This is a genomic window from Bacillus sp. YKCMOAS1, assembly GCF_030268125.1.
GTDB lineage: Bacteria > Bacillota > Bacilli > Bacillales > Bacillaceae > Bacillus > Bacillus safensis.
Genome location: NZ_BSEI01000005.1, coordinates 171946 through 196882 on the forward strand (window position 1 = coordinate 171946; position 24937 = coordinate 196882).

Consider the following 24937-nt stretch of genomic DNA (forward strand, 5'->3'; position numbering starts at 1 on the left):
ATTCGAAGTCATATCACCATCATATGCGCAGGTAGGTCCATTTGTGAGTTTTGCGGACTTTCATCATTGCTAAACAGCTCCCTAATATGCTTCACTCGCGCAACGCCATTCATTCGACAAGTAGAGCCGATTTGATAGACAGAGGACGATGATACCCCTTCTACATGGATGGAAGACACTTTAATCACAGGCTTTTCATGGTAAAAGGCTGTTCTCACTGATCGTTCTGGCAGCATCAATGGAATAGGCTCATAATACACTTCAAATTCTTTCGCATCTAAATTTTCTGCTTCATAGCCATAAAACAAACTAATGGTTCGTTGAACAGCTAACACCTTGACTTTCGGACATAGCTCCTGAGTATCACCGATTTGAACCACACTCGAAATCCCGACAGAATTCACCTTTGAGAACTTCACTTGAGATGTGCGCTTGATCATTATCGAGGTGCTAGAGGAACAAACGGGCCAATAATCAGAGATTCTGGCGGTGTATCGAAAATTGATGATAATTGTACATGATCTGTGTCCCCGATGATAAATAAGGAAGAAGACGATACCCCGACTACTTTAATGCTTCCAGTCTCAATATTGCGGTTGACAACTGTGAAATTCATCCGTTTTCCTCTCCTTTCGTTTCACTTGGAATATGGGCTAAAAAGTGCTCAATCGCCCGCTTTACATCATGCTTCACATATTCAGCAATTTGCTCTGAACGCTGCAACGGTGTCATATCTTCCCGGTGAGGCAGCTGTCCCGCATAGTATTTGATCCTGCTGTCAATTTGCTTGCGAATGTCCTCAATGATATGGTGTTTGTTGCTTTCATCGAGGGACCCTTCATATCGCTGCTCTAGTTCTTCAAGAAGTTCTGGAGCTTCTTCATTTAAAAATGCATCGACAAGCTGCCGTGTTTGATTGAAAAATTGATCAGCCATTTCTTGTTGCATCATTCCAATTCCCGGGGTTGTTGTTTGGCCCACTTCAAAGTTTTGAACACTGTTTGGATCAGATGGGTTGAGGCCGATATTCAGCGTCCCTTCCAGCCGTTCGATTTTCAGTTGATCAAATTGATAATCAATCCGTTCTATATTCGTTGTCGGTTTATCTTTGATCATTTGCATTTCCTGCTGAAGCTCGTTAAGCCTTTTTTCAAGCATCATGATTTGTTGCGATTGTTTTTGAATGATGCCATATACTTGTGAAGCGTTGCTCTGATAATCGTACATTTACCTACACCTCCGGGGATTGCAGATGACTTAAGTTGTTGGTGACTGAAGCGGTACAAAAGGTGCTGTGCTTGCGCCTTGAGATTCTTCAATTCCTTGTGTACCTGCTGCGGCAGGCGCTGCTTCTACGTAGCTTCCCGTGTTATACAGGTTGGAAAGGGCTTTGATGGATCCAGCACTCCCAATTTGCAGAACAGAGGAGTTACTCACAGACTCCACACGTAAATAATTAATTTGTATCGCTTGATTAATATAGAAGTTCAACGGATCCTCACTCCTTACAAGTTACCAACAAGCGGTTGATCTATGACATCACTGTCGTACGTATTTGTCACACTTTTGTAGTTGCTAATTTGCAATTGATCACCTGTATTAAAACTGCCTGCGCCAGCAAACGTTTTAACCTGACTATTTGGAGAAATGGTGATACAGTCTCCAACATGAACGACTCCGCTCGTTCCGACGGCATTTACTTTAAAGGCTCCCACAATAGCCGGCATAGCGGTGCACATCCTTTATAAAATTAGGGCACTTTGATTTGGGCGTTTCACCATAGCTTATGATGGGTCTTTTAATGTGTGATTGTCTTTTTGAAAGCTTTTCATGAGAGGAATTAGATGTATGGCTTACCCTTTTTTTGAGCAATCTTTAGAGGTGGATTTGATGCCTTTATTTAAGAGCATGTCAAGCTCTTGACTGCATCTGATGGTTTCTTCGGCATTCATCCCGAATTTTTTTGCAGTCTCAATTAAATGTAATCTTTTTTGTTCAATTTCATAATTGATCATAACGGACGCCAACTCTCACATTTTTTATCAAATAGAAGGATATGGTTAGTATACCCTATTTTTCTATAAAAAAAGCTGTTTCGTCAATATGAGTAATAAAGTGACAAAATTCGAAAGTGTTCTTACGTGCCAAATTTCTCTTTTCTGATCTCAGCCTGTAAATAACGTCGTCTTTTGTTGATATACTGCCGGATTAAGTCTCGTTCAGATGGCAGGATGTCTTTTCGATCTTTCGTATATGGATCATCTCCAATTCGGTCCTCAATCGATTCATGCCATTTCTCGATGATTGGGCATAGCCGGTCTTCTACAAAATGTGTATCGAGTACATGCTGGAAAAGTGTGTAATAGGCTTCTTTAAACGAAGGGATATCTAGTAATCTAGCAGTTAATGTATTAAAGCCGTTTACTGGGATATAATCAAACGCCATTTCTTCTCCATGAATGTCACGACCCCATGTTGCATCATAATCCCAAGGAAGTACTTGAAACCGCCCTTGTTCATTCACATAAAGAGCGTAGTTATGAACAAAACCATCAAAGTTTTGTGTGCATACCACACCGATGAGCCAGCGGAAATATTGTGTCACATCTAGGTATTGTTCAATTTTTTCTGCAAAAGTGTCATCTCTTGCTGTGTTGAGAAAGTAAATAAATTCGCTCAGCTGCTGATCATGTTGAGACGTCCCCGTTTTTTTCTCGTATCCGAGAAGAAGGTGCTTTTTTGGCTTTTTATCAAAAGAACTCAAAAGGGAGAAGTTCGCGTCGTCATCAACCGCATAATAAATGCCGCCTCCTGAAAGCTGCCGTTTTTGAAGAAAGAACTCATCGACGGATTCTATTTTCAAATAAATGCCTTCTTTTCTTCCGTTTATGGTGATAAACACATGAGAAGCGACTGGACTAAGCACCCCCATCTGCTCAAAGAAATAAAAGGATAGTCTGTTTCGGATAAACGAAGGGTCATTGTACTCTGCATTTAAATGAAAGATGGATTCGCCTTGTCTTTGTTTTGGCTTTCGGTATTCAATTTGATAGGACTTTTTCTTAAGTTTTCTAATGTGTGAACCGCGGTATGAAGCATAAATATGTGATTTGGTTTGGCCTGTTTTCAGAATAGCTTCAACAGGTTCATCGTTCCAAATGTCTTTTTTTAGTTCAATCAGGTCCTTTGGATGAATCCACATATCAAGTTGTTTTAAAGATTCCGTGTTCATACGTTCATCAGCCTCCTATATGCTCTTCTTTCACAATATGAAAGTGAAGGAATGTCCTGTACCAGCTGGTAGGTATTCATGGAGTTTTAAAGGAAAGAGGCATTCGTCACGAACACTTGTCTACCGAGTCTCGTAACATAAAGCAGAGAAGATAAACAGCTTTGTCTGTTTGTTTTGTCGCAGCATAGACTGGGAGGGGAATTGTTCGTGAGTACATTTGATCATTCACACATTGAACATGCAGTGGCTTCACTTCGAAGTGAGGGACGTGATCATCACTTAGATCGTGAACCAGAATCGAGACGTTCGCATAAGTCAGCTCGTTCTCGTTATTCAAATCGCGGTCATTGGTTCTTTGGTGGTGGTGGACGCCGTAAATCACGCCGCAGTAAAAAAAGCTACAGAAGCTATCGTTCAAAGAAAAGTTATCGCTCTAAGAAAAGCTATCGTTCGAAGAAAAGCATGAAGAGTAAAAAGTCATATAAAAGCAAGAAATCTTACAGAAGCAAAAAGAGCGAACCGAAAAAGTCATGTCGCAGCAAACACAGATCGCATCATAAGAAGAGCTGCCGCAAGTCACACCGCAGCAAGCACAGATCGCATCATAAGAAGAGCTGCCGCAAATCACATCGCAGCAAGCACAGATCGCATCATAAGAAAAGCTGCCGCAAGTCACATCGCAGCAAGCACAGATCGCATCATAAGAAGAGCCGCAAGTCACGCCGCAGTCATCGATCTAAACGTTCTCATCACCATAAACGCAGCCGATCTTGCCATAGATGTGGAAAGAAGAAGCATCGTTCTCAAAGAACAGGAAATGTTGAGCGTAAATGGGATCAAGGAAATATGTGGGAATACCGCCGTTTCCGCTAGGCATTCAATCATCATTTTTGAAACCCTTTTTAAAAGAGAGTATGATAAAAAAGGGTTTTTTTTATTTCATAGAGAAATAAAATGAGACATCATAACTTAGCGAAATGAAGATTGTGAGGGGAAGACATGAAGTTTTTTACAGGTGAGATACATAGCAGCATGTTTATTGGGGTAGTCATTGATGATGAATGGGTGATGGACGTCAAAAAGGCAGAAGCCAAATTATTTGAGCTTGAGACTCTGCCAAACTCTTTATCTGAGTGCATCAAAATGGGGGACAAGTTTGTAGAACATGTGGGGCAGCTTCTTGATTGGGCTGAGAAAAAAGAAGAAGACCGCGGCTCTTATGTATATCCGCTTTCGGACGTGAAACTCCATGCCCCGATTCCAAAGCCGTCTAAAAACATCATGTGTGTCGGAAAGAATTATCAAGATCATGTTATGGAAATGGGAAGTGCGGCGGATATTCCTAAAGACGTGATGATTTTTACAAAGGCACCTACTTCTGTCATTGGACACGAAGATGAGATTCTTCTTCATGAAGATGTGACAAGTGAATTGGATTATGAAGGGGAGCTTGCTATCGTGATGGGCAAATCAGGGAAAAACATTGCTCCTGAAGAGGTCCGAGATTATATATTCGGTTACACCATTTTAAATGATGTGACGGCAAGAGATTTGCAAAAAAAACACAAACAATTTTTCATTGGCAAAAGCTTAGATACAACCTGCCCGATAGGACCTTATATCGTTCATAAATCAATGATCGAGGATCATGGTGCGCTCCATGTGGAAACAAAGGTAAACGGAGAGGTTCGTCAGTCTGCCAGTACGGAATTAATGATCTTCACAATTGAGAACATCGTCTCCACTCTTTCAAAAGGGATGACGCTAGAAGCTGGTGACATCATTGCAACAGGTACACCTTCTGGGGTAGGGAAGGGCTTTGAACCGCCTAAGTTTTTAGCTTCTGGAGATCGAATTGACATCACGATTGAACCGATTGGGACGCTGACAAATCACGTCAAATAAAGCACGTGATGACACAGGATTGTCGCTTTGTGTTCGACTTATTTCGTGGTACGATGAGAAGGTACTTGTTCTGATAAAGGGGGAAATCACAAATGGGAACACATTTACATATCACAGCATGGGTGCTGGGGATTATTTTATTCTTCGTAGCCTTTGCTCTAGCAGGTAAAAACGACAAAGGCGCTAAAATTGTGCACATGATCGTTCGCTTATTCTACTTGATCATTATCGCAACAGGCGTAGAGCTATATGTTCGCACAGGAATGAAAATTCCAGGTTTCGGGGGCGAGTATATCGGAAAAATGATTCTCGGTATTCTAGTGATCGGTTTCATGGAAATGGTCCTAGTGCGCAAGAAAAAAGGAAAATCGGTGACTGGTGTGTTGATTGGTTTTATCGTATTTGCGATTGTGACCATTCTTCTCGGTTTACGTCTGCCGATCGGTTTCCATATCTTTTAATATAAAAAGGACATTGCTTATACGAAGCAGTGTCCTTTTTATGTGGCATCAAATTGTGAAACGATCCGTTGTCCATCTGAAGAGGTCCATTCAAAACGAATGTGACTGGAGGCAGGGGCATGGTGACATTGAAGTGCAAGTGATTGCGTATCTGTCGAAAACTGAAAGAAAGAGACGCGCTGTAATGAATGAAAGGAAGAGAAGACACAATCATAGACGGAAAAACCAAGCTGCTCTACCTGCTCAAGGATGTGATCAAAGACGTTCTCCGGTACGAACATGAGAAGATCGAGCCAGCCTTTGGCAAGGGACGCCGTATATTGAATTTTCTCTCCTCCTTGTACGTCTATTAGCTGCCCGTTTTCATGAAGAACCATGGAACCAAGCAATTCTCCTTTTGTCCATCGGTCATTTTCTTTCAAACAGATCATTGTGCTTTGAAGACTTTCCGGCAGCATGATCTCTCCTTCTTCATCTTCAATCAGACAATGTCCGTTTTCAATGAGCAAATACCCGTTACACCATCTTCTGCTGCAGCGTTCAAGCTGCTTCATTCGATTCTCCATTTGTAAAAGCTCCTTTCCTCTTTCTTTTCTTACCAAATCAAGCCTGTCCTATACGCCGGGAAAAAAGGACAAATCAACTATCAAGGAGACGATGCATAAACTAAGAAAGGCTGAATGAGAACACTTGAGGAAAAACGGATGGGAGCTGATGATGATGTGTGGAATTACAGGCTGGGCAGACTTTAATAAGCAGCTCATCCAACAGGATCATGTAATCAATCAAATGACAGATACATTATCTAAAAGAGGGCCAGATGATACAAATACATGGAAAAGTGAGCACGTTCTTTTCGGGCATAAAAGGTTAGCAGTGGTAGATGTAGAAGGCGGAAAGCAGCCGATGACATATACACATCAAAACCATGCTTATACGATTGTATACAATGGAGAGCTCTATAATACAGAGGATATAAGAAAAGAATTGTTAAAAAGGGGGCACCGCTTTCTTGGGCATTCTGATACAGAAGTTCTTCTTCATGCCTATACAGAATGGAAGGAAGAGTGTGTCTCCCATTTTAATGGCATTTTTGCATTTGTGATCTGGGATAGTGAGCGTGAATTGTTATTTGCAGGGAGAGATCGGCTCGGCGTCAAGCCATTTTTCTATACAGAACGTCATCATTCCTTCTTATTTGGTTCAGAGATTAAAGCACTTCTTGCTCACCCTGATATCAAAGCAAAAGTCGATCATGAAGGGCTGTCGGAGATCTTTGGCTTAGGGCCGTCAAGAACACCAGGCCAAGGAGTGTTTAAAGGGGTAAAAGAGCTGAGACCTGCACATGCCTTGACCTTTTCAAAAGACGGCCTGCGCGTGTGGAGATACTGGAATGTCAAAAGCAAGGAGCATACTGACTCACTTGATGACACCGCACAGCACATTAAGCATCTCTTTACAGATGCCGTGACAAGACAGCTTGTCTCTGATGTGCCTGTATGTACATTTTTATCTGGCGGCGTCGATTCTAGTGCCATTACTGCCATTGCCGCTAAGCACTTTGAGAAAATAGGGAAAGCACCGCTTCATACGTATTCCATTGACTACGAAGAAAATGATCAATTCTTTGAAGCAAGTCAATTCCAGCCAAATGCTGACGGCCCATGGATTGATCAAATGACCAAAGCGTTTCAAACGAATCATCACAACTGTATCATCGGGCAAAAAGAGCTGGCTGCATATTTGAAGGAAGCGGTTGAGGTTCGAGATTTACCTGGGATGGCAGATATCGATTCTTCTTTACTTATATTCTGCCGAGAAATTAAAAAGGATTTCGTTGTTGGTTTATCAGGTGAGTGTGCTGATGAGATTTTTGGCGGCTATCCTTGGTTTCACATGGCAAATGAAACAAATAGTTTCCCTTGGATGAGATCGACAGAAGCAAGAACTCAGCTCCTGCAAGACTCGTGGCAAAAAAAGCTGTCACTTAAGGAATATGCGCAAAGCAAATATGAAGAAACGGTGGCTGAAACGCCTCTTTTAGATGGAGAAACTGGAGTCGATAAAGCCCGGAGAGAACTTTTTTACTTAAATATGATCTGGTTTATGACAACACTGCTTGATCGAAAAGATCGAATGAGTATGGGGGCTAGTCTTGAGGTACGTGTGCCATTTGCAGATCATCGCCTTGTCGAATATGTGTGGAATATTCCTTGGGAAATGAAAATGCATGGAAATCGTGAAAAAGGGGTTTTACGAAAAGCATTAGAGGGAATTTTACCGAATGAAGTGCTTTATCGAAAGAAGAGTCCTTACCCGAAAACACATCATCCAGCCTATACTCAGGCTGTGAAAGCGATGCTAACAAACTGTCTCGCACAAAAAGATTCTGTCCTTCACGAATTTTTAGATCCACATCAATTAAAGCAGCTGATTGAAACGGAAGGAGCTTCCTTTCATGTGCCTTGGTATGGCCAGCTCATGAAGGGCCCACAGTTGATTGCCCATCTAGCACAGATTCACCATTGGTTTGAAACGTATCGAATTGATATAGAAGCGTAATAAAGGGTCGGCTTTCTTGCACTTGTTGAAAGGAAGCCGGCTTTTTTGATACATAACATGAGACTTTTTGAGCACATCAAAAGTTGATCTAGTCTTTTTAATTTGTATAATTAACTTAAAGTGAATTAATTTGGAGGAAAAAGGATAATGAAAATCATTGTGATCGGAGCGGGACCAGGGGGACTTGCGGCAGCTATGATGCTTCAAAGCAAAGGACATGAAGTTCATGTATACGAAAAACAGTCCTTTGTCGGCGGACGTAATGCTAAGTTTCAGCTTGGTGATTTCACGTTTGATACAGGTCCTACCTTTCTCAGCATGATTCATATTGCAGAGGAGCTGTTCACCTTTGCTGGTAAAAATCTTTATGATTATATCGATGTGATTGAATTAAAAGAGATGTATAGATTAATTTTTCAAGACAATCAGCTGGATATGATCAGGGATCGCGATGAAATGTACAAACGATTAGAAGCCTTTGCACCTGGTGAGGGTGAAGGATATCTAAGATTTATGAAGGATACAAAGCGCAAAATGGATCGGCTCACACCAATTTTACAAAGTAAAATGGACCGCTTTCATCATTACCTTCGTCCGAAGGTGATCAAAGCACTTCCACAGCTTTCGCTAAATAAAAGTTTGTATGATGTACTGTCAGACTATTTCTCGAATGAATCAGTAAAATATGCCTTTACATTTCAATCAAAGTACTTAGGAATGTCGCCGTGGGAATGCCCTGGTGCGTTCTCAATTCTTTCGTTTATGGAGCATGATACAGGTGTATTCCATCCGAAGGGCGGTGTCAATCAGCTGTCAGAAGCGATGGCAAAGGCGGCGGTTGAAGCTGGAGCAGAGATTCATCTGTCAGCTGGCGTCGAAAAGCTGCTCACGGAGGGAAGGAAAGTAAAAGGCATTCGTTTAGAATCTGGGGAAGAAATACAAGCAGATGAGGTTGTCGTCAATGGAGACTTTGCACATGTGATGACAAGGCTTGTCGAGCCAGGTCTTTTAAAGAAATACAGTCAGAAAAAACTAAATAAGAAAAAATTCTCATGCTCTACCTTTATGCTCTATTTAGGATTGGATACCATGTATGATGAGCCGCATCATACCATTGTTTTTTCCGATGATTATGCTAGATTCGTCAAAGGCATTACGAAAACATATGAGCTGCCAGATGATCCGTCTATTTATATACAAAATGCAAGCGTAACTGATGACTCACTTGCTCCAAAAGGAAAATCAGCTCTTTATGTGCTGGCTCCAGTTGCCAATAACCAAAGCGGTATTGACTGGGAAGCGCATCAAGATGAATTTAGAGAGCTAGTGCTGGATACATTGGAGCGGAAAACCGGCTTTCAGAATGTCAGGCAGCATATAGAAGTTGAGCGGATGATCACACCGAAGCAATGGGAGGAAGACCTTTACGTATATGAAGGAGCTACATTTAACCTTGGCCACCAGCTCACGCAGATGATGGTCCTAAGGCCGCACAATGAATTTGATGAATTAAAGCACTGCTGGCTCGTTGGAGGAGGAACACATCCAGGAAGCGGACTGCCAACCATTTTAGAATCAGCGCGTATCACGACAAATGCCATTCTTTCAAAAGAGAAACATTCACACAAAACAATGCGGCATCAAGAAAAGGGGAGCGCCTCATGAAACAACATATATTGATTGCAGGTGGCGGTATTGGCGGAATGATCTCAGCGCTTTATTTGAAAAAAGCGGGACATGATGTCACCCTTGTCGAAAAAAATGAACGGCTTGGCGGGAGACTTGCTTTTGTACGTGAGAAAGGATATAAAGTAGATGAAGGTCCGACCATTGTCCTACTTCCTGACATGTTAAAAGGCATTTTACATGAGGTAGGAATTGACGAATCATCTCTTGATCTGTTGCAGCTTGATCCGCTGTACACAATTCAATATCAAGATGGAACCTCCTATACGAAATACTCTGATGCACGTCGTCAGCTAGATGAAATCAGACGTGTATTTCCAAAAGAAGATCAAGGATTCCAGAGGTTTATGGAAGAAATGACGGACCGGTTTCAAGAAGGGCAGAAAGCTTTTCTAGAAAAATCATTTCACGAAAAACGTACATTTTTTACAAAAGCCAATATGAAGATTTTAATGAAATTAAAGGCGTATCGAACGGTACAAAGCGCTCTGAAAAAATATTTCTCAGACGAACGCCTCCGAGATGCATACGCACTTCAAACCCTCTATGTTGGGGGAAACCCGTATGAAGCATCGGCCATTTATTCGCTTGTTTCATATAGTGAGCACGCACATGGAATTTACTATTTAAAAGGCGGTTATGCAAGTTTAGTAGATATATTGGAAGGGCAGCTTATCAAAATGGGTGTGCATGTAAGAAAAAATGAAGAAGTCACGCAATTTGAGTTTGAGGGAAAACGGGCAGTCAAAGCAAAAGTGAATGATGAACATGTAGCCGCTGATGCATTTGTGATCAATGGAGATTATCCAGCTGCGTTAAAACAGTTTGGTTTAGACGAACAAGATCGCCGAAAATACGTGCCGTCCTCTGGCTGTGTGATGGTGTATCTTGGTTTAAATAAGATGTATCAGGAAGCACCTGTTCATCAATTTTTTATGGGAGAACACTTTGATCAGCATATGAAAGAGGTTTTTCAAACGAAAACGATTCCTCAAGACCCGTCATTTTATACATTTAATCCATCGATCATTGATCCATCTCTTGCCCCAGATGGCTGCAGTGTTCTATACATGCTCGTTCCCGTTCCTTCAGGAGATCATATCAACTGGGAAGAGGAGACAGATTTTGTCGAGAACATGGTGGGTGTCCTTGAAAAAAGAGGTTTTCCGGGATTGCGAGAGTCGATTGTCTGGAAAAAGGTCAGGACACCAAATGATTCCTTGCGAGAAGGATTGTTTGAAGGCGGCAGCTTTGGACTTGCGCCTAATTTGTTCCAATCAGGTGTCTTCCGCCCGCAAGTGAAGGTCAGTGAGACAGACAATCTTTATGCGGCAGGTGCTTCCATCCATCCAGGCGGCGGAGTGCCGATCGTGATGCAAAGTGCGAAGCTCATGGCTTCTGTACTACTAAAAGATTTGAATGATAGAAAGGAAGTGAAACTAAGTGGTTGATGTACAAACAGCATTAAAAGTGTGTGAGGAAACCATTCAAACCCATTCAAAAACGTTTTACCGGGCCTTTTCCATGCTGCCTAAAAAGAAAAGACAGGCCGTCTGGGCCGTGTATTCCTTTTGCCGGAGAGCAGATGATATTGTAGATGAGTCGCCTTCGCCACAAGAGGACCTTGCATCCTTTCGGGAGACGTTTGATCGATTTTTACAAGGTGAGGTAGACCGGAATGACCCGATATGGGTGGCGCTAGAGCATACATTTCAAGAGTTTCGGATGGATGAAGCCCCGTTTCGTGACCTGCTCCAAGGACAGGAGATGGATTTAGAGCAGCAGCGATACGAAACGTTAGATGAACTGCTCATCTATTCCTATCATGTTGCTAGTACCGTTGGACTCATGCTCCTTCCCATTATTGCACCGCGTAAAAAAGAGCAGCTAAAAGAAGCAGCCATTTCGTTAGGGATCGCTATGCAGCTAACCAACATTCTTCGAGATATCGGCGAAGATCAGGCTGAAAGAGACCGTATTTATTTGCCAAAGCAAGTGATGGATCAATTCGGGTACACAGAGCAAGAATTGAAGGAAGGGATTGTCAATCAAGCTTTTCAGCACGTCTGGGAGTACATTGCTTTTGAGGCAGAGGCATACTATGAGGAGTTTTTTGACCATCTTCATGAATTCCCGTTATATTCACGTATACCGGTGAAAGCAGCAGCCCACTTTTATAAAGCCATCTTAGATAAAACAAGAGAAAACGAATACCGCGTCTTTACAGAGCGAGCATTTATTTCAAAACAGGAAAAAGCACTTATTTTAGAAGATATTATGTAAAAAAGGACTGCACCCCGCAGTCCTTTTTATGTGGAAGAAAAACGATACTCCGTCCATACTCTGGAACGCCAGCGCCTATACATAAAGATGCCTCTGACCCATTCATCCACGATAAAAGAAATCCAAACCCCGATGAGCCCCAATTCAAGCTGAATGCCTAACAAGTAAGCGATCGGAAGCCCAATTCCCCACATTGAAATCATCGCCATATACACTGGAAACTTCGCGTCACCAGCAGCCCGCAATGAATTAATAATGACCATATTAAAAGAGCGTCCCGGCTCTAAAATGATCGTCAATAGGAGAAGTGTGGCGGCGATTTGAATGATTTCATGATTGCTAGTGAAAAACGTAAGCAAATGCGTCGATGATAAAGATAAAGCAGTGGAAGAAAGAAGAGAGATCGCAATGGCCCAGTATAAGCTTTTCATACATCTGCGGTAGGCCGCATCGAATTCTTTCGCCCCAATATGGCGCCCGATTAGAATTTGTGTGCCTTGGCTAATCGCTGCACCAAATAACATAATGAACATCATCAAATTTTGAGTGTAGACCTTTGCTGCTAAAGCCTGCGTCCCCATAAATGTAATAAACAGGGTAATGATCATTTGAGAGCCGTTATAAGAAAGCTGCTCTCCAGCAGAAGGAATGCCAAATTTTCAGCAGCCTTTTTAAATGCGTCCGCTGGATGTGAAACATGCTCTTCAGCGAAAAGCGCAATCCAATTCGGCGGCGGACAATGAGAATCATCGCCATCAATCCGATCAATCGAGCCAGCGAGGTTGAAAAGGCAACACCCATGACACCTAATACCGGAAAGCCAAACGGACCAAAAATGACCAAATAATTGCCGGCAACGTTTAGCAAATTCATTCCGATGGTGACATACATCGTGTCTCTTGTATATCCGTAGCTTTTTAAAATAGCACTATACGTCATAATAAGCGCTTGAATAAAAGAAAGCAGCCCGACAATTTGTAAAAAGACCGCCGCATCCGGCATGAGTTCACTTGATAAGCCCATCATGTGCAGAATTGGAACAGCTAACATAAACATGAGGAGACTAATGACAAAGCTGATCAAGAAGTTGGTCCCTAGTGAGACATAGGCGACTTGAGTCGCTTCCTGCTTGCGGTCAGCTCCTAGAAGCTGCGCAATCACAATGGTCGTTCCTGTTGTAATGAAGCTGAACATGACAATTAATAAATTCAGGAGCTGGTTACTTACACCTACTGCGGCCACACTGTTATCAGAGTATTGGCTGAGCATAAGTGTATCAGCGCTCCCCATGAGCATATATAAAGAGATTTCGATAAAAATAGGCCAAGTTAATGCAAATAATGAAGGGTGCGTTTTCTCATCTTTGGCTTGAACCTTTTCATATGACAGGGTTTGAGATTTCATCACAAAGCCCCCTTTCGTATAAATCCGATTTATAGTGTACCTTGCATCGACTATAATAAGAAGAGATGAAACCGAAACTTATTGGAGAAATACGACTTCATAAGGGGATGAATATGAATCGATTTATTACATTTACTGTACCGCCGTTTCCTATTTATATAGCTTCAGGTAGAGGGATATTTCATCAAGGAGAAAGACATATCTCAAGAACCTTCGCTGTATTTGATCTTCTCTATGTCACAAAAGGTGAACTATGGATGACAGAGGACGAGGAGGCTTTTCACGTAAAAGAAGGTGAATATATGATTCTCTCACCAGGCCTGTCACATGGCGGACATCTGCCATGTGAAGAGGATACCTACTATGAGTGGCTGCATTTCTCAATTGATCGATTTGAGCTGACGAACCGGCCGAGAGAACACTGGATTGATATGAAACAAAACCAAGCCACCTTCGAAAAGCCGGCAACATATGAATTTAGCCTGCCTCGTTTAGGAAAAGTGAAGGGACGAAGTGTGTTAGAAAAACACCTTTCAGCGATGAGCGCACTAAATCATGATGCATCTGAACTTCCGCTGAAAAAACAGCTTCTATTTGAGGAACTGCTCATTCACCTGCAAAAGGAAGCATTCCATATTCCAAGTGCAAAGGAGACTGTCGCATCAGAAGTAGTTCACTATCTTGAGCATCACTTTATGGAGAAATTGCATATGGAGCAGCTTTCAGAGAAGCTGCACTATCATCCTGACTACATGACAAGGTGTATGCAGACGGTGTATGGATTGACGCCAAACCAGTACAGCCATCGTCTCAAGATCGAAAAAGCTAAAAGCATGCTCGCCTCAACAAATGAAAAAATCGCAGCCATTGCAGAGCATGTAGGCATTGACGACCCTACTTATTTTTCTAAGCTGTTTCGGCAAAATGAAGGCATGACGCCGATTGAGTACCGTCATCTAGCAAAAAGAACGACAAAGTAAAGGAACGTGAACAGATGAAAAGAGAAAAGGAAGAGCTTGTGAACATACGTCCATTAACCGAAACGGACTTAGAGGCGGTGTGGCATTTAAAATTTAAAGCACCAGACCAGTCCTATAGAAAATGGAATGCCCCTTATTTTTATGAACACGAAATCCCGCTTTCTGCATTTAAGAAACGTTACTTACAGGATGAATCCATTCCCCAAAAGCTATATGGTATTGAAATAGACGGTGATATCAAAGGTACCGTATCATATTATTGGGAGAATGAACGTACACGGTGGCTTGAATGCGGCATTGTCATTTATGACTCACGCTTTTGGAGCGGGGGCGTTGGGACAAAGGCATTAAATCTATGGATTGATGTATTATTTACGCATATTGATATCCCTCGTATTGGTCTAACCACTTGGTCAGGGAATGAACGGATGATGCGGTGCGCAGAGAAATGCGGATTTGTCCTTGAGGGGAGACTGAGAAAGGTCCGTTATTATCAAGGAGAGTATTATGATTCGATGCGCTACGGAATGCTGAGAGAAGAATGGCGAAGCCTCCCGCGCAATATCCTCTGAATCATTATTTTTTAGGAAAAAAGAATCATATAATGGAATGAACTGAAGAAGGGTGGCAGAAGAATGTGGGCTGGATAACTGGATGGTTTGTTTCTATTCTAGTCGCAATCTATCTATTGATAGATGCACCAAAACATGGGAAAAATAAATGGTTATGGTCTATTTTAGGTCTTTTATTCGGGCTCTTTGCATTTGGGATATACCTCATCAAAACAGGAAGAAAAGGATTGGGCTGGACAGTTCTGATCGTGTCCATCATCATCTATTCTATTGTTATGCTAGTCTATGTCTTTTACTTCCTGTTGCTGATCATCGGATACTCAAACGCATCATAGAGAGCGCGGATACATAATAAGGAGGGAGTTTAATCTTGAGAATAACGGGTCTATTCGTTTCACTTGCTGTTGCTATCTATTTATGGTTTGATGCGCCAAAGCATCACAAAGACAAATGGCTGTGGGCCATTTTAGGCGTGCTTTTTAGTACCATCGTACTCGGTATTTATTTGATCAAGACAGAGAGGAAGGGGCTGGGCTGGACGATCTTGATTTTAACCATCGTGTTTTATCTCATGCTGCTCATCTCTGTTTTAATCGGTGTAATTCTTTTTTATCAGGCGCCTTCATGAAGAAGGGCCTTTTTCTTTTACCTTTTGAGCCGGCACACCAGCAATAACGATCTGCTCTTCATGAAAGGAATGATTCACCACGGCATTTGCTCCAATTGAGATATGATTTGCGATATAAATGTCTCCAAACAGCTTAGCACCGGGCCCAATCCATACGTGATCTCCAATGGTTGGTACATCCTTTTCGGAATGGTTTTGACCAATATTCACCCCTTGATGAATATCACAAAATGCCCCAATTTTTGCGTGCTTATTCACAATTAAGAGGCCAGTATGATTGATTCTAAGGCCGGGGCCAAAGACGCCAATCGGGATATCAAAGCCAAGCTGCATCCCTTTCTTTTTATGTAAATAGCGGTAAAACCATTTGCGCAATGTAGCACCGCTATTAGAATAGTATTCATATTTTCGTAAATACCTTTGATATTTCCATATATCGTCCCCAAACCATTTTGGCCTTCTGCCCGTGATAGCTAATGCTTTCTTATCCTGCGTTAAGTAATGGTGAAGATCTTGCTTTGTTAAAATCATCAAAATTCCCCTCTCCATCCCCTTATGTTTCAGAGAAATTATACCATCCAAACCATTTATATCAAGAAAAAATAGTGTGATTTCTTCAATTTTCTACCTTCATTTCATCCAAATTTCTGCATAAAATGAGTGCTTTGAATTGAATAGAACAAATGAACCAGGAAAAATGATTTGTAATTTTTTTCAATGTCAATCCATCTCATGCGTTCCATCTCCTTATGGCAGTAAGGTTTGTAAAAATTACTCGAAAATACTCATTAAAAAGAGAATATTGCATTCATATGCTTTTAGAATCATCTTTTTGAATACAATTGACTTTCCTATCTTACATCCTCTAGGCTAGTAAATGAAAATGATAATCTTTATCAATTGGAGGAGTGTTTTATTATGTCCATCAAAACCGTTTCTAAAAATCAGCAATTTTTAGAGCAGCAAAGTCAAAGAGAATCTAATGCAAGGTCTTACCCGAGACGGTTCCCATTAGCCATGCAAAAAGCCGAGGGCATGATCGTGACAGATGCGGATGGCAGAGAGTTTTATGACTGTCTAGCAGGCGCAGGAACACTTGCACTTGGCCACAATCATCCGGTTGTGATAGAAGCGATTGAACGTATGCTTCATGAAAAAAGGCCATTGCATACGTTGGACATAACCTCAGAAATTAAAGAAGAGTTTGTGAATGAAATTTTTTCTCACCTGCCAGAAGAGTTTGCAAAGAGAGCAAAAATTCAATTTTGTGGACCAACTGGCGGTGATGCCATAGAAGCTGCGATTAAATTAGTCAAGACAGCGACAGGAAATCGTTCCATTCTTTCTTTCCACGGTGCTTATCACGGTGCGACACATGGCACGATGTCATTAAGCGGGAATTTGTCTCCAAAGGAAAGAGTGCAAGGGTTAATCCCAGATGTGCATTTCATGCCTTATCCATATGAATATCGCTGCCCATTCGGAATTGGCGGGAAAGATTCACACCGCATTTCCAGCTCTTATATTGAGCGTGTATTAAATGATCCTGAAAGTGGTATTCTTCCGCCAGCAGGTATGATCTTTGAAGCAGTACAAGGTGAGGGAGGCTCAATTCCAGCATCTATTGAATGGATGCAAGAAATGAGAAGAATCACAAATGAAAAAGGCATTCCGCTCATCATCGATGAGGTTCAATCAGGCATTGGCCGAACAGGTAAGATGTTTGCTTTTGAACATGCAGGAATTGTGCCGGACGTCATTGTATTATCTAAAGCCATTGGTGGAAGCCTGCCGCTTTCAGTTGTGATTTATGATAAAGATTTGGATCAATGGAATCCAGGGGCACACATTGGCACATTTAGAGGAAATCAAATGGCAATGGCTGCAGGAACCGCTACGCTTAAATTTATAAAAGAAACGAATCTGCTTGATCATGTTGACCAGTTAGGGAATCGCATGCAGGCTCATCTAAAAGACATTCAAAAAAATGTACCTGCTATCGGTGATGTTCGAGGAAGAGGATTAATGATTGGTGCTGAAATAGTTAATCCAAATGAAAAGCAGGATGTGGATGGAAGTTATCCAGCAAATCCTGAGCTAGCCAGTCTCATTCAAAAGAATTGCTTCGATAAAGGCTTAATTGTAGAGACAGGAGGCCGTTTCGGCAGCGTCATTCGATTCTTACCGCCATTGATCATGACAGAAGAACAGCTTGAACAAGTTATCGCTATTTTCAAAGAGGCCGTATACGATGCAATCAACTAAAGCTTCTGTGGATTCATTATTTATCAATCAAAGCCAGCTTGGAAGAGAGTCCTTCCAAGCGGCTCTTCATACATCTATCGACAGCTTACTGGGCCAATGGCAAAAAGACCAAGGACCATACAGTGGAATATTGCCTGGGAAATTAGCGGCTAGTGTCGAATCATTATTTCAGTTTCAACCGTCTGGCGAATCAATTGAATCTGTCTTTCAAGATATAAAGCAGCACCTTTTGCCACATCTGGTTGATGTATCGCATCCTAAATGCTTGGCACATTTGCATTGCCCGCCGCTTATACCTGCGCTTGCCGCAGAGGTGATAGTAAGTTCTTTTAACCAATCAATGGATTCCTTTGATCAAAGCGGTATTGCATCTTTGGTTGAAGAGGAAATTTTAAAGTGGCTATGTGCGAAGTTTTCTTATGGAAATCTAGCAGATGGGACATTTACGAGCGGTGGAACCCAATCAAACTACATGGGGCTGCTTCTTGCAAGAGATGCATTTTGTGAAAACACATGGCAATGGAATGTTCAGAAGAAAGGCTTGCCGAGTGAGGCTCACCGCATGAGAATTCTTTGCTCTAAGAATGCTCACTTCACTGTGAAAAAATCTGCATCCCAACTAGGCTTAGGGGAGCAGGCGGTTGTTCTGATAGAGACAGATGAGCATCACCGCATGGACCTCAACGATTTGAAGAAGAAACTTGTTGAGTTAAAGGAACAGGATCTCCTGCCTTTTGCGCTAGTGGCGACTTGCGGGACAACTGATTTTGGCAGTATTGACCCGGTTAGAGGTGTGTATGACATCGTCAAACCATACGGTCTGTGGATACACGCAGATGCTGCCTATGGTGGAGCGCTTGTATTAAGTGAAAACTACCGAGATAAATTAGATGGTGTTGAGCTTGCTGATTCCATCACGATCGACTTTCATAAACAATTTTATCAGTCGATCTCCTGCGGGGCATTTCTGCTGAAGGATAAAAGGCATTTCGGCTTGATCAATTATCATGCAGATTATCTTAATCCAAAAGAAGATGAACTGGATGGAATACTACATCTCGTCCATAAATCTGTCCAAACGACGCGCCGGTTTGATGCACTGAAATTGCTTCTTTCTCTTCGTCTGATTGGGGAGGAAGGGTTTGGTGACATGATTGACCATACCATTGATTTTGCGAAGGATGTGGCTGGGCTTATCGAGAGCAATGATCACCTTGAAGTGATCAATCCTGAGCCAGAAATCAATGCAGTAGTGTTTCGATTTAAGGGTGCGGATGACATCAATAAAATCATCCATCGAACGCTATTCACATCAGGAACTGCTGTCATTGCAAAAACAGTGGTGGATGGTCAAACATGCTTGAAATTCACTTTATTAAATCCGAGAACGACAATCACACATATTGAGGAAATCCTTTCTGACATCGTTGATATCGGGATCGCTCATATTCAATCCGGGAGGGTACTACGTTGAGTCAATATAAACAAATGGCTGAAAATGCAACTATGCAAAGCTTTTTAAACTGTTTTTTACGTGAAACAGGAATCGATCGATCTGCAAAAAAAGAGACGAAAGCAGATGGTTCGCTTGTATTCGTGGCAAAACTAGCAAAGCAAGACCTTGAGCTTGTGATTCCGATCCGATACTTTTCATCTGTAGGCCGCCATCTCTTTGATTTTCCGATTCGCTTTCGTCCGAGTGGCAGCGAGCAAGAGGGGACGATCGTCGATTACACGACACTTGTTGCTTTATGTTCAAAGGAGCTTCTCATTGCATATGGCCGCACAGATGCAGAGGATGAATTCATGCTTCGCATCATTTTAAGCTGCCGAAATATTGAACGATTCTTACGGGAGAGAGAAAGTGATCAAGCTGCTTTATCTCAAGCTGATTTTGAGTACATCGAGGCTGAACAGTCACTTCTCCTTGGACATTTAACACATCCTACACCAAAAAGCAGACAAGGGATGACAGAAGAGGAGGAAGCCGTCTATTCTCCTGAGCTGAAAGGGGCTTTCCAGCTTCATTACTTTAAAGCGCACCATTCGATTGTGCTTCAGGATTCATCTATTTCACAACCTGCGGCAACCCTCATGTTAGAAGAGCTTTCGCGTCAGGTGCCAGAAGAAACAGAGAGACTGAATAGGTTAACAGAAAACGGAGAATATGTGCTCATTCCAATTCATCCGCTGCAAGTCAAAGTGGTCATGGAGAAGGCATTCGTGAAGCGGTATATAGAGGAGGGGAAACTGACTTATTTAGGACCGCTGGGGTCTGAATACACTGCGACCTCATCCTTTAGAACGGTCTATCAAAAGGATTCTGCTTACATGCTCAAATTCTCTGTTCCTGTGAAAATTACGAACTCGTTACGCATCAATAAACAAAAGGAACTGGATCGAGGAGTAGAGATGTCCCGCATCTTAAAAACAGAATTAGGCGTTTCTTTATATGAAAAATTCTCTGGATTCCGGGTCATTGAAGATCCTGCATATCTATCTATTCGAGGAGATGAAGCGGAATCTGGCTTTGAAGTGGTCATTCGTCAAAATCCATTCTTGCATCGTGAAAAAGGCGCAAGCTTAATTGCTGGGCTGTGTCAGGATCATGCGTACGGAGGAAAATCAAGATTAGCAGGAATTATTTATAAACTTGCAGATGCAGAAGGCCGGTCAACAGAAGCGGTCAGCCAAGATTGGTTTAAACAATACTTAACCATTTCGTTAAAGCCGATGCTCTGGCTGTTTGAAACGTATGGTCTTGCACTCGAGGCCCATCAGCAAAATGCTGTTGTGCAAATGAAGAATGGTTATCCAGATACCTTCTATTATCGTGACAATCAAGGCTACTATTATAGTGAATCAAAAAAAGATAAGCTCGCAAATCTAGTTCAAAACTTGAGCGTAAGAAGTGAAACCATTTGTGCGGATGATGTAGCCGTTGAGAGACTCCGTTATTATTTCTTCTTTAATCATTTATTTGGTCTCATTAATGGCTTTGGCACAGAAGGACTAGCAAAGGAAGAAGACTTGCTGGCACTCGTGAGGGATACATTGCTTGCTCATGAGGAGATGTACGGAGCTTCTGATCTGACAAACAGCCTTCTCCGTTCAAAAGAACTTCCTTCAAAAGCGAATTTGCTGACACGATTTGAAGATATGGATGAGCTGACAGGATCTCTGGAAACACAGTCTCGTTACACAGCTGTCTTGAATCCGCTCTTTTTACATAGGGAGGCGCTGATTGGATGAGGCATCGTATTAGGTTTATTCGTGCTGAATATGAAAGAGACGTCCAGCTTGTCCATAAGTGGATGCAAGAAGAGTATGTTCACCCATTTTGGCATTTGAATATTCCGTTTCCTGATTTTGAAAAGCATTTTTATCAGGCAGTACATGATCCGCATCAAACCCTTTATTTAGGCACGATTGATGGGACGCCAATGAGTTATTTTGAGGCTTACAACGTGAAAGGAGATATCATTGAATCCTACTATGAGCCTTCTCCGCATGATCAAGGCATTCACCTGTTAATAGGGGAGCCGGATTATGTGGGAAAAGGATTTGCTGCGCCGCTCCTTCAGGCAATGACAGCATTTCAATTTGAGCAGAACAAACGAACAGAAAAAATTGTCGCTGAGCCGGATATTCGCAATGAAAAAATGATTCATGTATTTGAAAAATGCGGCTTTGAACGTGTAAAACCAGTCACTTTACCGGATAAAACAGGTCTTTTGATGTTTTGTGATCGAGAACGATTCGAAAGGAAGTATAACCATGACGCGGTTCAACAAGCAAAATAATATAGTGGATGTAATTGGGATCGGCATTGGCCCGTTTAATCTCGGACTTGCCGCATTATCTGAAGAGGTAAATGAAATCGACGCTTTGTTTTTTGAAAGAAGTGAAGTCTTTCACTGGCACCCAGGGATGCTCATTGAAGGGACGACACTGCAAGTCCCATTTTTAGCGGACCTTGTCAGTATGGCAGATGTGAAAAGCAAATATAGCTTTCTCAACTATTTGCAGGAACAAAACCGTTTGTATTCATTTTACTTTCTAGAGGACTTCCATATCCCGCGCAAGGAATACAGTCATTATTGCCGCTGGGTCGCTGATCAGTTAGACTCTTGCCGATTTGGCATGAACGTCGAATCTGTCTCACTGATTGAAAAGTCAGGGGAAAAGCGGTATGAAGTGCATGTCCGTCATGTAAAGGACCAAACTGTAGAGGTGTTTGAAAGCAAACATCTTGTCTTGGGAATTGGCACGCAGCCCGCAGTGCCAGCATCGCTCCAGCCAGCTTTAGGAGAGAAGGTTTTTCACTCAGCTGACTATTTAAAACGAAAGAAAGAAGGCTGTTTCAAAGGGAAATCTGTCACAGTTATCGGCTCTGGTCAAAGTGCGGCAGAAGTGTTTTATGACATTTTATCAGATGATGAAGCGAAGGATATTCACTGGTTCACACGGTCAAAAGGATTTTTCCCAATGGAATATTCAAACCTAGGGCTTGAGTATTTCTCCCCTGACTATATTGATTTCTTTTATGAGCTTCCGCAAACAAAAAAGGATGCGTTATTAAAACAGCAAGACTTGCTGTATAAAGGCATCAGTTCGGCAATGATTCGTGATATTTATCATTTACTTTATGAACGTTCTGCCTGCGGAACGCAGCTGAACACAGTGCTTCAAGCCATGACGGAGGTCAACTTGATTGAGGAAACAGCGGGCGGATTATCACTTTCCTGCTCGCAGTGGGTCAAGGAAGAATCTTTTACGCATGAGACAGATATTGTTGTATTGGCGACTGGCTATCAATCCGTTCTGCCGCCATTTATCAACCCTATTACTCACCACATTCAATGGGATGATCAAGGACGTTTCCAAGTGGAACGTGAATATCGTTTGAAAACAAATACGATGGGTGAAAATGATATTTTTGTACAAAATGCAGAGCTTCATACACATGGGGTCGGCGCTCCAGATTTGGGGCTGGGGGCTTATCGAAACAGTGTGATCATTAATGAACTTGCTCGTCAAACCGTGTATCCACTTTATCAAAAGCACGTCTTCCAGACATTTGGTACACACAAGAACGCACACACATTTGAAGAAATCAAAGGTTAAGGAGGATGAAGCGATGAGTGTACAAGATGAATTGAAAAAAGCGGTGAATCCTGCTGCTTGGAAAAAGGCAAACCAGAGAATGGTGGCAAAAATGCTGTCCGAATACATGTATGAGGACATGCTTCATCCTGTCGAGCTGGATCGTAAGGATGGCATTGGTCAGTATGAATTAATCATTCATGAACATAAGAAATATCGTTATCTGGCAAAACCTCGGTTGTTTGATAGTTTTGATACAATCGCTGAATCAATTGAGTGCTGCCAGGATGGAAAGTGGTCAAAGGATGTCAGTGCCATTGTGTTTTTACTAGACATTCAGCCGATCATTCCAATGTCCTCTGACACAACAGGCCATCTTATCAAAGAGCTTCACCATACTTTGTTAGCCGATGTCCATTTGCTGTCGAAAAAAGCGCTTCGTGCGGATGAGCTGACAGATACGGATTATGCATGGATTGAAGGAGAAATGACAGGCCATCCTTGGATTGTGTATAACAAAGGACGTATAGGATTCAGCTACGATGATTACTTAGCCTATGCACCAGAACGTCAAGAATGTGTGCAGCTGTCTTGGATTGCTGTTCACAGGGAACTTGCGACATTCCATGCAGTCGATCAAGAAAACTATGAGCAGGTGATCGCCAAAGAATTAGATGAAGTCACGATTCGTCAATTTCAACGTGTGTTAAAGGATGAAGGACTGAATGCAGCTGACTATTATATGATGCCTGTTCATCAGTGGCAGTGGACGCATATGATTATTCAGCATTTCCCGGAAGATTTGGCCTTGCGCCGGATTGTGTATTTGGGAGAGGGGCTGGATCAATATATCCCGCAGCAGTCGATCAGAACCTTTACAAATATCTCAAACAAAGGCAAGCATCATATTAAACTGCCAATGAGTATTTTAAATACACTTGTATACCGTGGACTCCCATCAGAACGTACGGTCATTGCCCCGCGCATTACAGCGCATATTAAAGGGATTGCCGATCAAGACTCATTTTTATCTGATGTGTGCCGCGTCATTTTACCAGGTGAGAATGCAAGTATCAATGTCGATCATCCATACTACAGCAAACTGCCTGGTGCGCCGTATCAATATCTCGAGATGCTCGGTGTCATTTTTAGAGAAAGCATTTATACGTACTTAGATGAAGGGGAGAGCCCTGTTACACTTGCGGCACTCACATATGAGGATCATGAAGGAGAGCCGTATATCAAGCAGCTGATTGAAAAATCAGGTCTCTCCGCAAAAGAATGGATGGCGAAGTTTTTCCATGTCGTGATGCCGCCGCTTTTACACTTTATGTATCAATACGGCACAGTCTTTTCACCGCATGGGCAAAATACGATTCTTGTGTTAAAAAATCATCAGCCGCATCGTTTGGCGATCAAAGATTTCGTTGATGATGTGAATATAAGTGACCAGCCGCTGCCTGAATTAGCTTCACTAGAAGAAGATTTAAAAGAAGTGCTGCGCAGTGAGCCGCCAGAAGGTTTAGTACAATTTATTTTTACAGGATTATTTATTTGCAATCTGCGCTATGTATCGAACGTATTAGACAATCACGATCTGTTAGATGAAACGACTCTTTGGCGTTTGCTTGCTGAAGAAATTCAGCAGTATCAAAATCAATTCCCACAGCTAAAAGACCGTTTTGAATTATTTGATCTATTCCAGCCGAAGCTGACAAAGCTTTGCTTAAATCGTAATCGAATGATTGATTACGGCTATGGAGATGGTGATGACCGCCCGCATGCATCAGAGCATGGGAAGGTCACAAATGCACTCGCTCATGTTCTTTCATCAGTTGGAGAGAAGTAATAAA

The 24937-nt window shown here is 42.1% G+C and carries 26 protein-coding genes and 1 pseudogene; 16 read left to right on the top strand and 11 right to left on the bottom strand.

What is annotated here, in order from left to right; genetic code table 11:
- Positions 1-8 precede the first annotated feature (8 nt).
- From QSJ46_RS15775 to QSJ46_RS15810, 8 genes are all read right to left on the bottom strand, one after another.
- Positions 9-440 (bottom strand): spore germination protein GerPE, encoded by a 432-nt coding sequence (locus tag QSJ46_RS15775; RefSeq protein ID WP_024425504.1) that lies wholly within the window; start codon positions 438-440, stop codon positions 9-11.
- A complete protein-coding gene (locus QSJ46_RS15780) occupies positions 440-616 on the bottom strand; it encodes a germination protein GerPD (RefSeq protein WP_003210893.1) in 177 nt (58 codons plus the stop codon). The genes QSJ46_RS15775 and QSJ46_RS15780 overlap by 1 nt, the downstream gene beginning before the upstream one ends.
- Positions 613-1227 (bottom strand): spore germination protein GerPC, encoded by a 615-nt coding sequence (locus tag QSJ46_RS15785; RefSeq protein WP_047202343.1) that lies wholly within the window; start codon positions 1225-1227, stop codon positions 613-615. Before QSJ46_RS15785 ends, QSJ46_RS15780 begins: the two co-directional genes overlap by 4 nt.
- A gap of 30 nt (positions 1228-1257) precedes the next feature.
- Positions 1258-1491 carry a spore germination protein GerPB gene (locus tag QSJ46_RS15790; protein WP_003210877.1) on the bottom strand — a complete coding sequence of 78 codons (234 nt, stop codon included), beginning with the start codon at positions 1489-1491 and terminating at the stop codon, positions 1258-1260.
- A gap of 14 nt (positions 1492-1505) precedes the next feature.
- On the bottom strand, positions 1506-1727 hold the full coding sequence (locus QSJ46_RS15795; RefSeq protein ID WP_024425506.1) for a spore germination protein: 222 nt from the start codon (positions 1725-1727) through the stop codon (positions 1506-1508).
- 126 nt (positions 1728-1853) lie between these two features.
- Positions 1854-2015, bottom strand: a complete 162-nt coding sequence (locus tag QSJ46_RS15800) for an aspartyl-phosphate phosphatase Spo0E family protein (protein WP_039177669.1) — start codon at positions 2013-2015, stop codon at positions 1854-1856.
- A gap of 122 nt (positions 2016-2137) precedes the next feature.
- Positions 2138-3232 carry a CotH kinase family protein gene (locus QSJ46_RS15805; RefSeq protein WP_285604981.1) on the bottom strand — a complete coding sequence of 365 codons (1095 nt, stop codon included), beginning with the start codon at positions 3230-3232 and terminating at the stop codon, positions 2138-2140.
- A gap of 717 nt (positions 3233-3949) precedes the next feature.
- Entirely contained in the window at positions 3950-4120 is a 171-nt protein-coding gene (locus QSJ46_RS15810) for a hypothetical protein (protein ID WP_285604982.1), read from the bottom strand.
- Between the two features lie 111 nt (positions 4121-4231).
- On the opposite strand from QSJ46_RS15810, the gene QSJ46_RS15815 reads away from it, so the two are divergent.
- Positions 4232-5137 carry a fumarylacetoacetate hydrolase family protein gene (locus QSJ46_RS15815; protein ID WP_039177674.1) on the top strand — a complete coding sequence of 302 codons (906 nt, stop codon included), beginning with the start codon at positions 4232-4234 and terminating at the stop codon, positions 5135-5137.
- Positions 5138-5229: 92 nt separating this feature from the next.
- Positions 5230-5598, top strand: coding sequence for a YisL family protein (locus tag QSJ46_RS15820; protein WP_034282135.1), 369 nt, complete (start codon positions 5230-5232; stop codon positions 5596-5598).
- A gap of 38 nt (positions 5599-5636) precedes the next feature.
- Here QSJ46_RS15820 and QSJ46_RS15825 read toward each other — a convergent pair whose 3' ends face one another.
- Positions 5637-6164: a DUF2777 family protein gene (locus QSJ46_RS15825; RefSeq protein ID WP_285604983.1), complete on the bottom strand. Its 528-nt coding sequence runs from the start codon at positions 6162-6164 to the stop codon at positions 5637-5639.
- A gap of 154 nt (positions 6165-6318) precedes the next feature.
- Between QSJ46_RS15825 and asnB the strand changes: the two genes are divergently transcribed.
- From asnB to QSJ46_RS15845, 4 genes are all read left to right on the top strand, one after another.
- Positions 6319-8160 (top strand): asparagine synthase (glutamine-hydrolyzing), encoded by a 1842-nt coding sequence (gene asnB / locus QSJ46_RS15830; protein WP_285604984.1) that lies wholly within the window; start codon positions 6319-6321, stop codon positions 8158-8160.
- Positions 8161-8307: 147 nt separating this feature from the next.
- Positions 8308-9825, top strand: coding sequence for a phytoene desaturase family protein (locus QSJ46_RS15835; protein ID WP_047202337.1), 1518 nt, complete (start codon positions 8308-8310; stop codon positions 9823-9825).
- The gene (locus tag QSJ46_RS15840) at positions 9822-11297 is read left to right on the top strand and encodes a phytoene desaturase family protein (protein WP_251181139.1); all 1476 of its coding nucleotides are present in this window, start codon (positions 9822-9824) and stop codon (positions 11295-11297) included. The genes QSJ46_RS15835 and QSJ46_RS15840 overlap by 4 nt, the downstream gene beginning before the upstream one ends.
- Positions 11290-12129 (top strand): phytoene/squalene synthase family protein, encoded by an 840-nt coding sequence (locus QSJ46_RS15845; RefSeq protein WP_285604985.1) that lies wholly within the window; start codon positions 11290-11292, stop codon positions 12127-12129. The genes QSJ46_RS15840 and QSJ46_RS15845 overlap by 8 nt, the downstream gene beginning before the upstream one ends.
- 26 nt (positions 12130-12155) lie before the next feature.
- On the opposite strand, the pseudogene QSJ46_RS15850 reads toward QSJ46_RS15845, so the two are convergent.
- Positions 12156-13533 (bottom strand): annotated as a pseudogene (locus tag QSJ46_RS15850) (MATE family efflux transporter).
- A gap of 113 nt (positions 13534-13646) precedes the next feature.
- On the opposite strand from QSJ46_RS15850, the gene QSJ46_RS15855 reads away from it, so the two are divergent.
- The 4 genes from QSJ46_RS15855 (at position 13647) to QSJ46_RS15870 (ending at position 15713) form a co-directional block, all read left to right on the top strand.
- On the top strand, positions 13647-14513 hold the full coding sequence (locus QSJ46_RS15855; RefSeq protein WP_039177692.1) for an AraC family transcriptional regulator: 867 nt from the start codon (positions 13647-13649) through the stop codon (positions 14511-14513).
- A gap of 14 nt (positions 14514-14527) precedes the next feature.
- The gene (locus QSJ46_RS15860) at positions 14528-15085 is read left to right on the top strand and encodes a GNAT family N-acetyltransferase (RefSeq protein ID WP_047202334.1); all 558 of its coding nucleotides are present in this window, start codon (positions 14528-14530) and stop codon (positions 15083-15085) included.
- 65 nt (positions 15086-15150) lie between these two features.
- Positions 15151-15420 carry a hypothetical protein gene (locus QSJ46_RS15865; protein ID WP_039177697.1) on the top strand — a complete coding sequence of 90 codons (270 nt, stop codon included), beginning with the start codon at positions 15151-15153 and terminating at the stop codon, positions 15418-15420.
- A gap of 35 nt (positions 15421-15455) precedes the next feature.
- Positions 15456-15713 (top strand): hypothetical protein, encoded by a 258-nt coding sequence (locus tag QSJ46_RS15870; RefSeq protein ID WP_285604986.1) that lies wholly within the window; start codon positions 15456-15458, stop codon positions 15711-15713.
- Here the strand turns inward: QSJ46_RS15870 and QSJ46_RS15875 are convergent.
- Complete coding sequence (locus QSJ46_RS15875) at positions 15708-16244, bottom strand: serine O-acetyltransferase (RefSeq protein ID WP_285604987.1); 537 nt, start codon at positions 16242-16244, stop codon at positions 15708-15710. The two genes, QSJ46_RS15870 and QSJ46_RS15875, sit on opposite strands and share 6 nt — an antisense overlap.
- 387 nt (positions 16245-16631) lie before the next feature.
- On the opposite strand from QSJ46_RS15875, the gene QSJ46_RS15880 reads away from it, so the two are divergent.
- Genes QSJ46_RS15880 through QSJ46_RS15905 form a run of 6 tightly spaced genes read left to right on the top strand, consistent with a single transcriptional unit; the run spans position 16632 to position 24933 of the window.
- Entirely contained in the window at positions 16632-17978 is a 1347-nt protein-coding gene (locus tag QSJ46_RS15880) for an aspartate aminotransferase family protein (protein WP_039177704.1), read from the top strand.
- Positions 17965-19452: a pyridoxal phosphate-dependent decarboxylase family protein gene (locus QSJ46_RS15885; protein ID WP_285604988.1), complete on the top strand. Its 1488-nt coding sequence runs from the start codon at positions 17965-17967 to the stop codon at positions 19450-19452. Before QSJ46_RS15880 ends, QSJ46_RS15885 begins: the two co-directional genes overlap by 14 nt.
- Positions 19449-21230 (top strand): IucA/IucC family protein, encoded by a 1782-nt coding sequence (locus tag QSJ46_RS15890; RefSeq protein ID WP_285604989.1) that lies wholly within the window; start codon positions 19449-19451, stop codon positions 21228-21230. Before QSJ46_RS15885 ends, QSJ46_RS15890 begins: the two co-directional genes overlap by 4 nt.
- On the top strand, positions 21227-21781 hold the full coding sequence (locus QSJ46_RS15895) for a GNAT family N-acetyltransferase (RefSeq protein ID WP_269773413.1): 555 nt from the start codon (positions 21227-21229) through the stop codon (positions 21779-21781). The genes QSJ46_RS15890 and QSJ46_RS15895 overlap by 4 nt, the downstream gene beginning before the upstream one ends.
- Positions 21756-23105 (top strand): lysine N(6)-hydroxylase/L-ornithine N(5)-oxygenase family protein, encoded by a 1350-nt coding sequence (locus QSJ46_RS15900; protein WP_285604990.1) that lies wholly within the window; start codon positions 21756-21758, stop codon positions 23103-23105. The genes QSJ46_RS15895 and QSJ46_RS15900 overlap by 26 nt, the downstream gene beginning before the upstream one ends.
- A gap of 13 nt (positions 23106-23118) precedes the next feature.
- The gene (locus QSJ46_RS15905) at positions 23119-24933 is read left to right on the top strand and encodes an IucA/IucC family protein (protein WP_047202329.1); all 1815 of its coding nucleotides are present in this window, start codon (positions 23119-23121) and stop codon (positions 24931-24933) included.
- Positions 24934-24937: the final 4 nt, after the last annotated feature.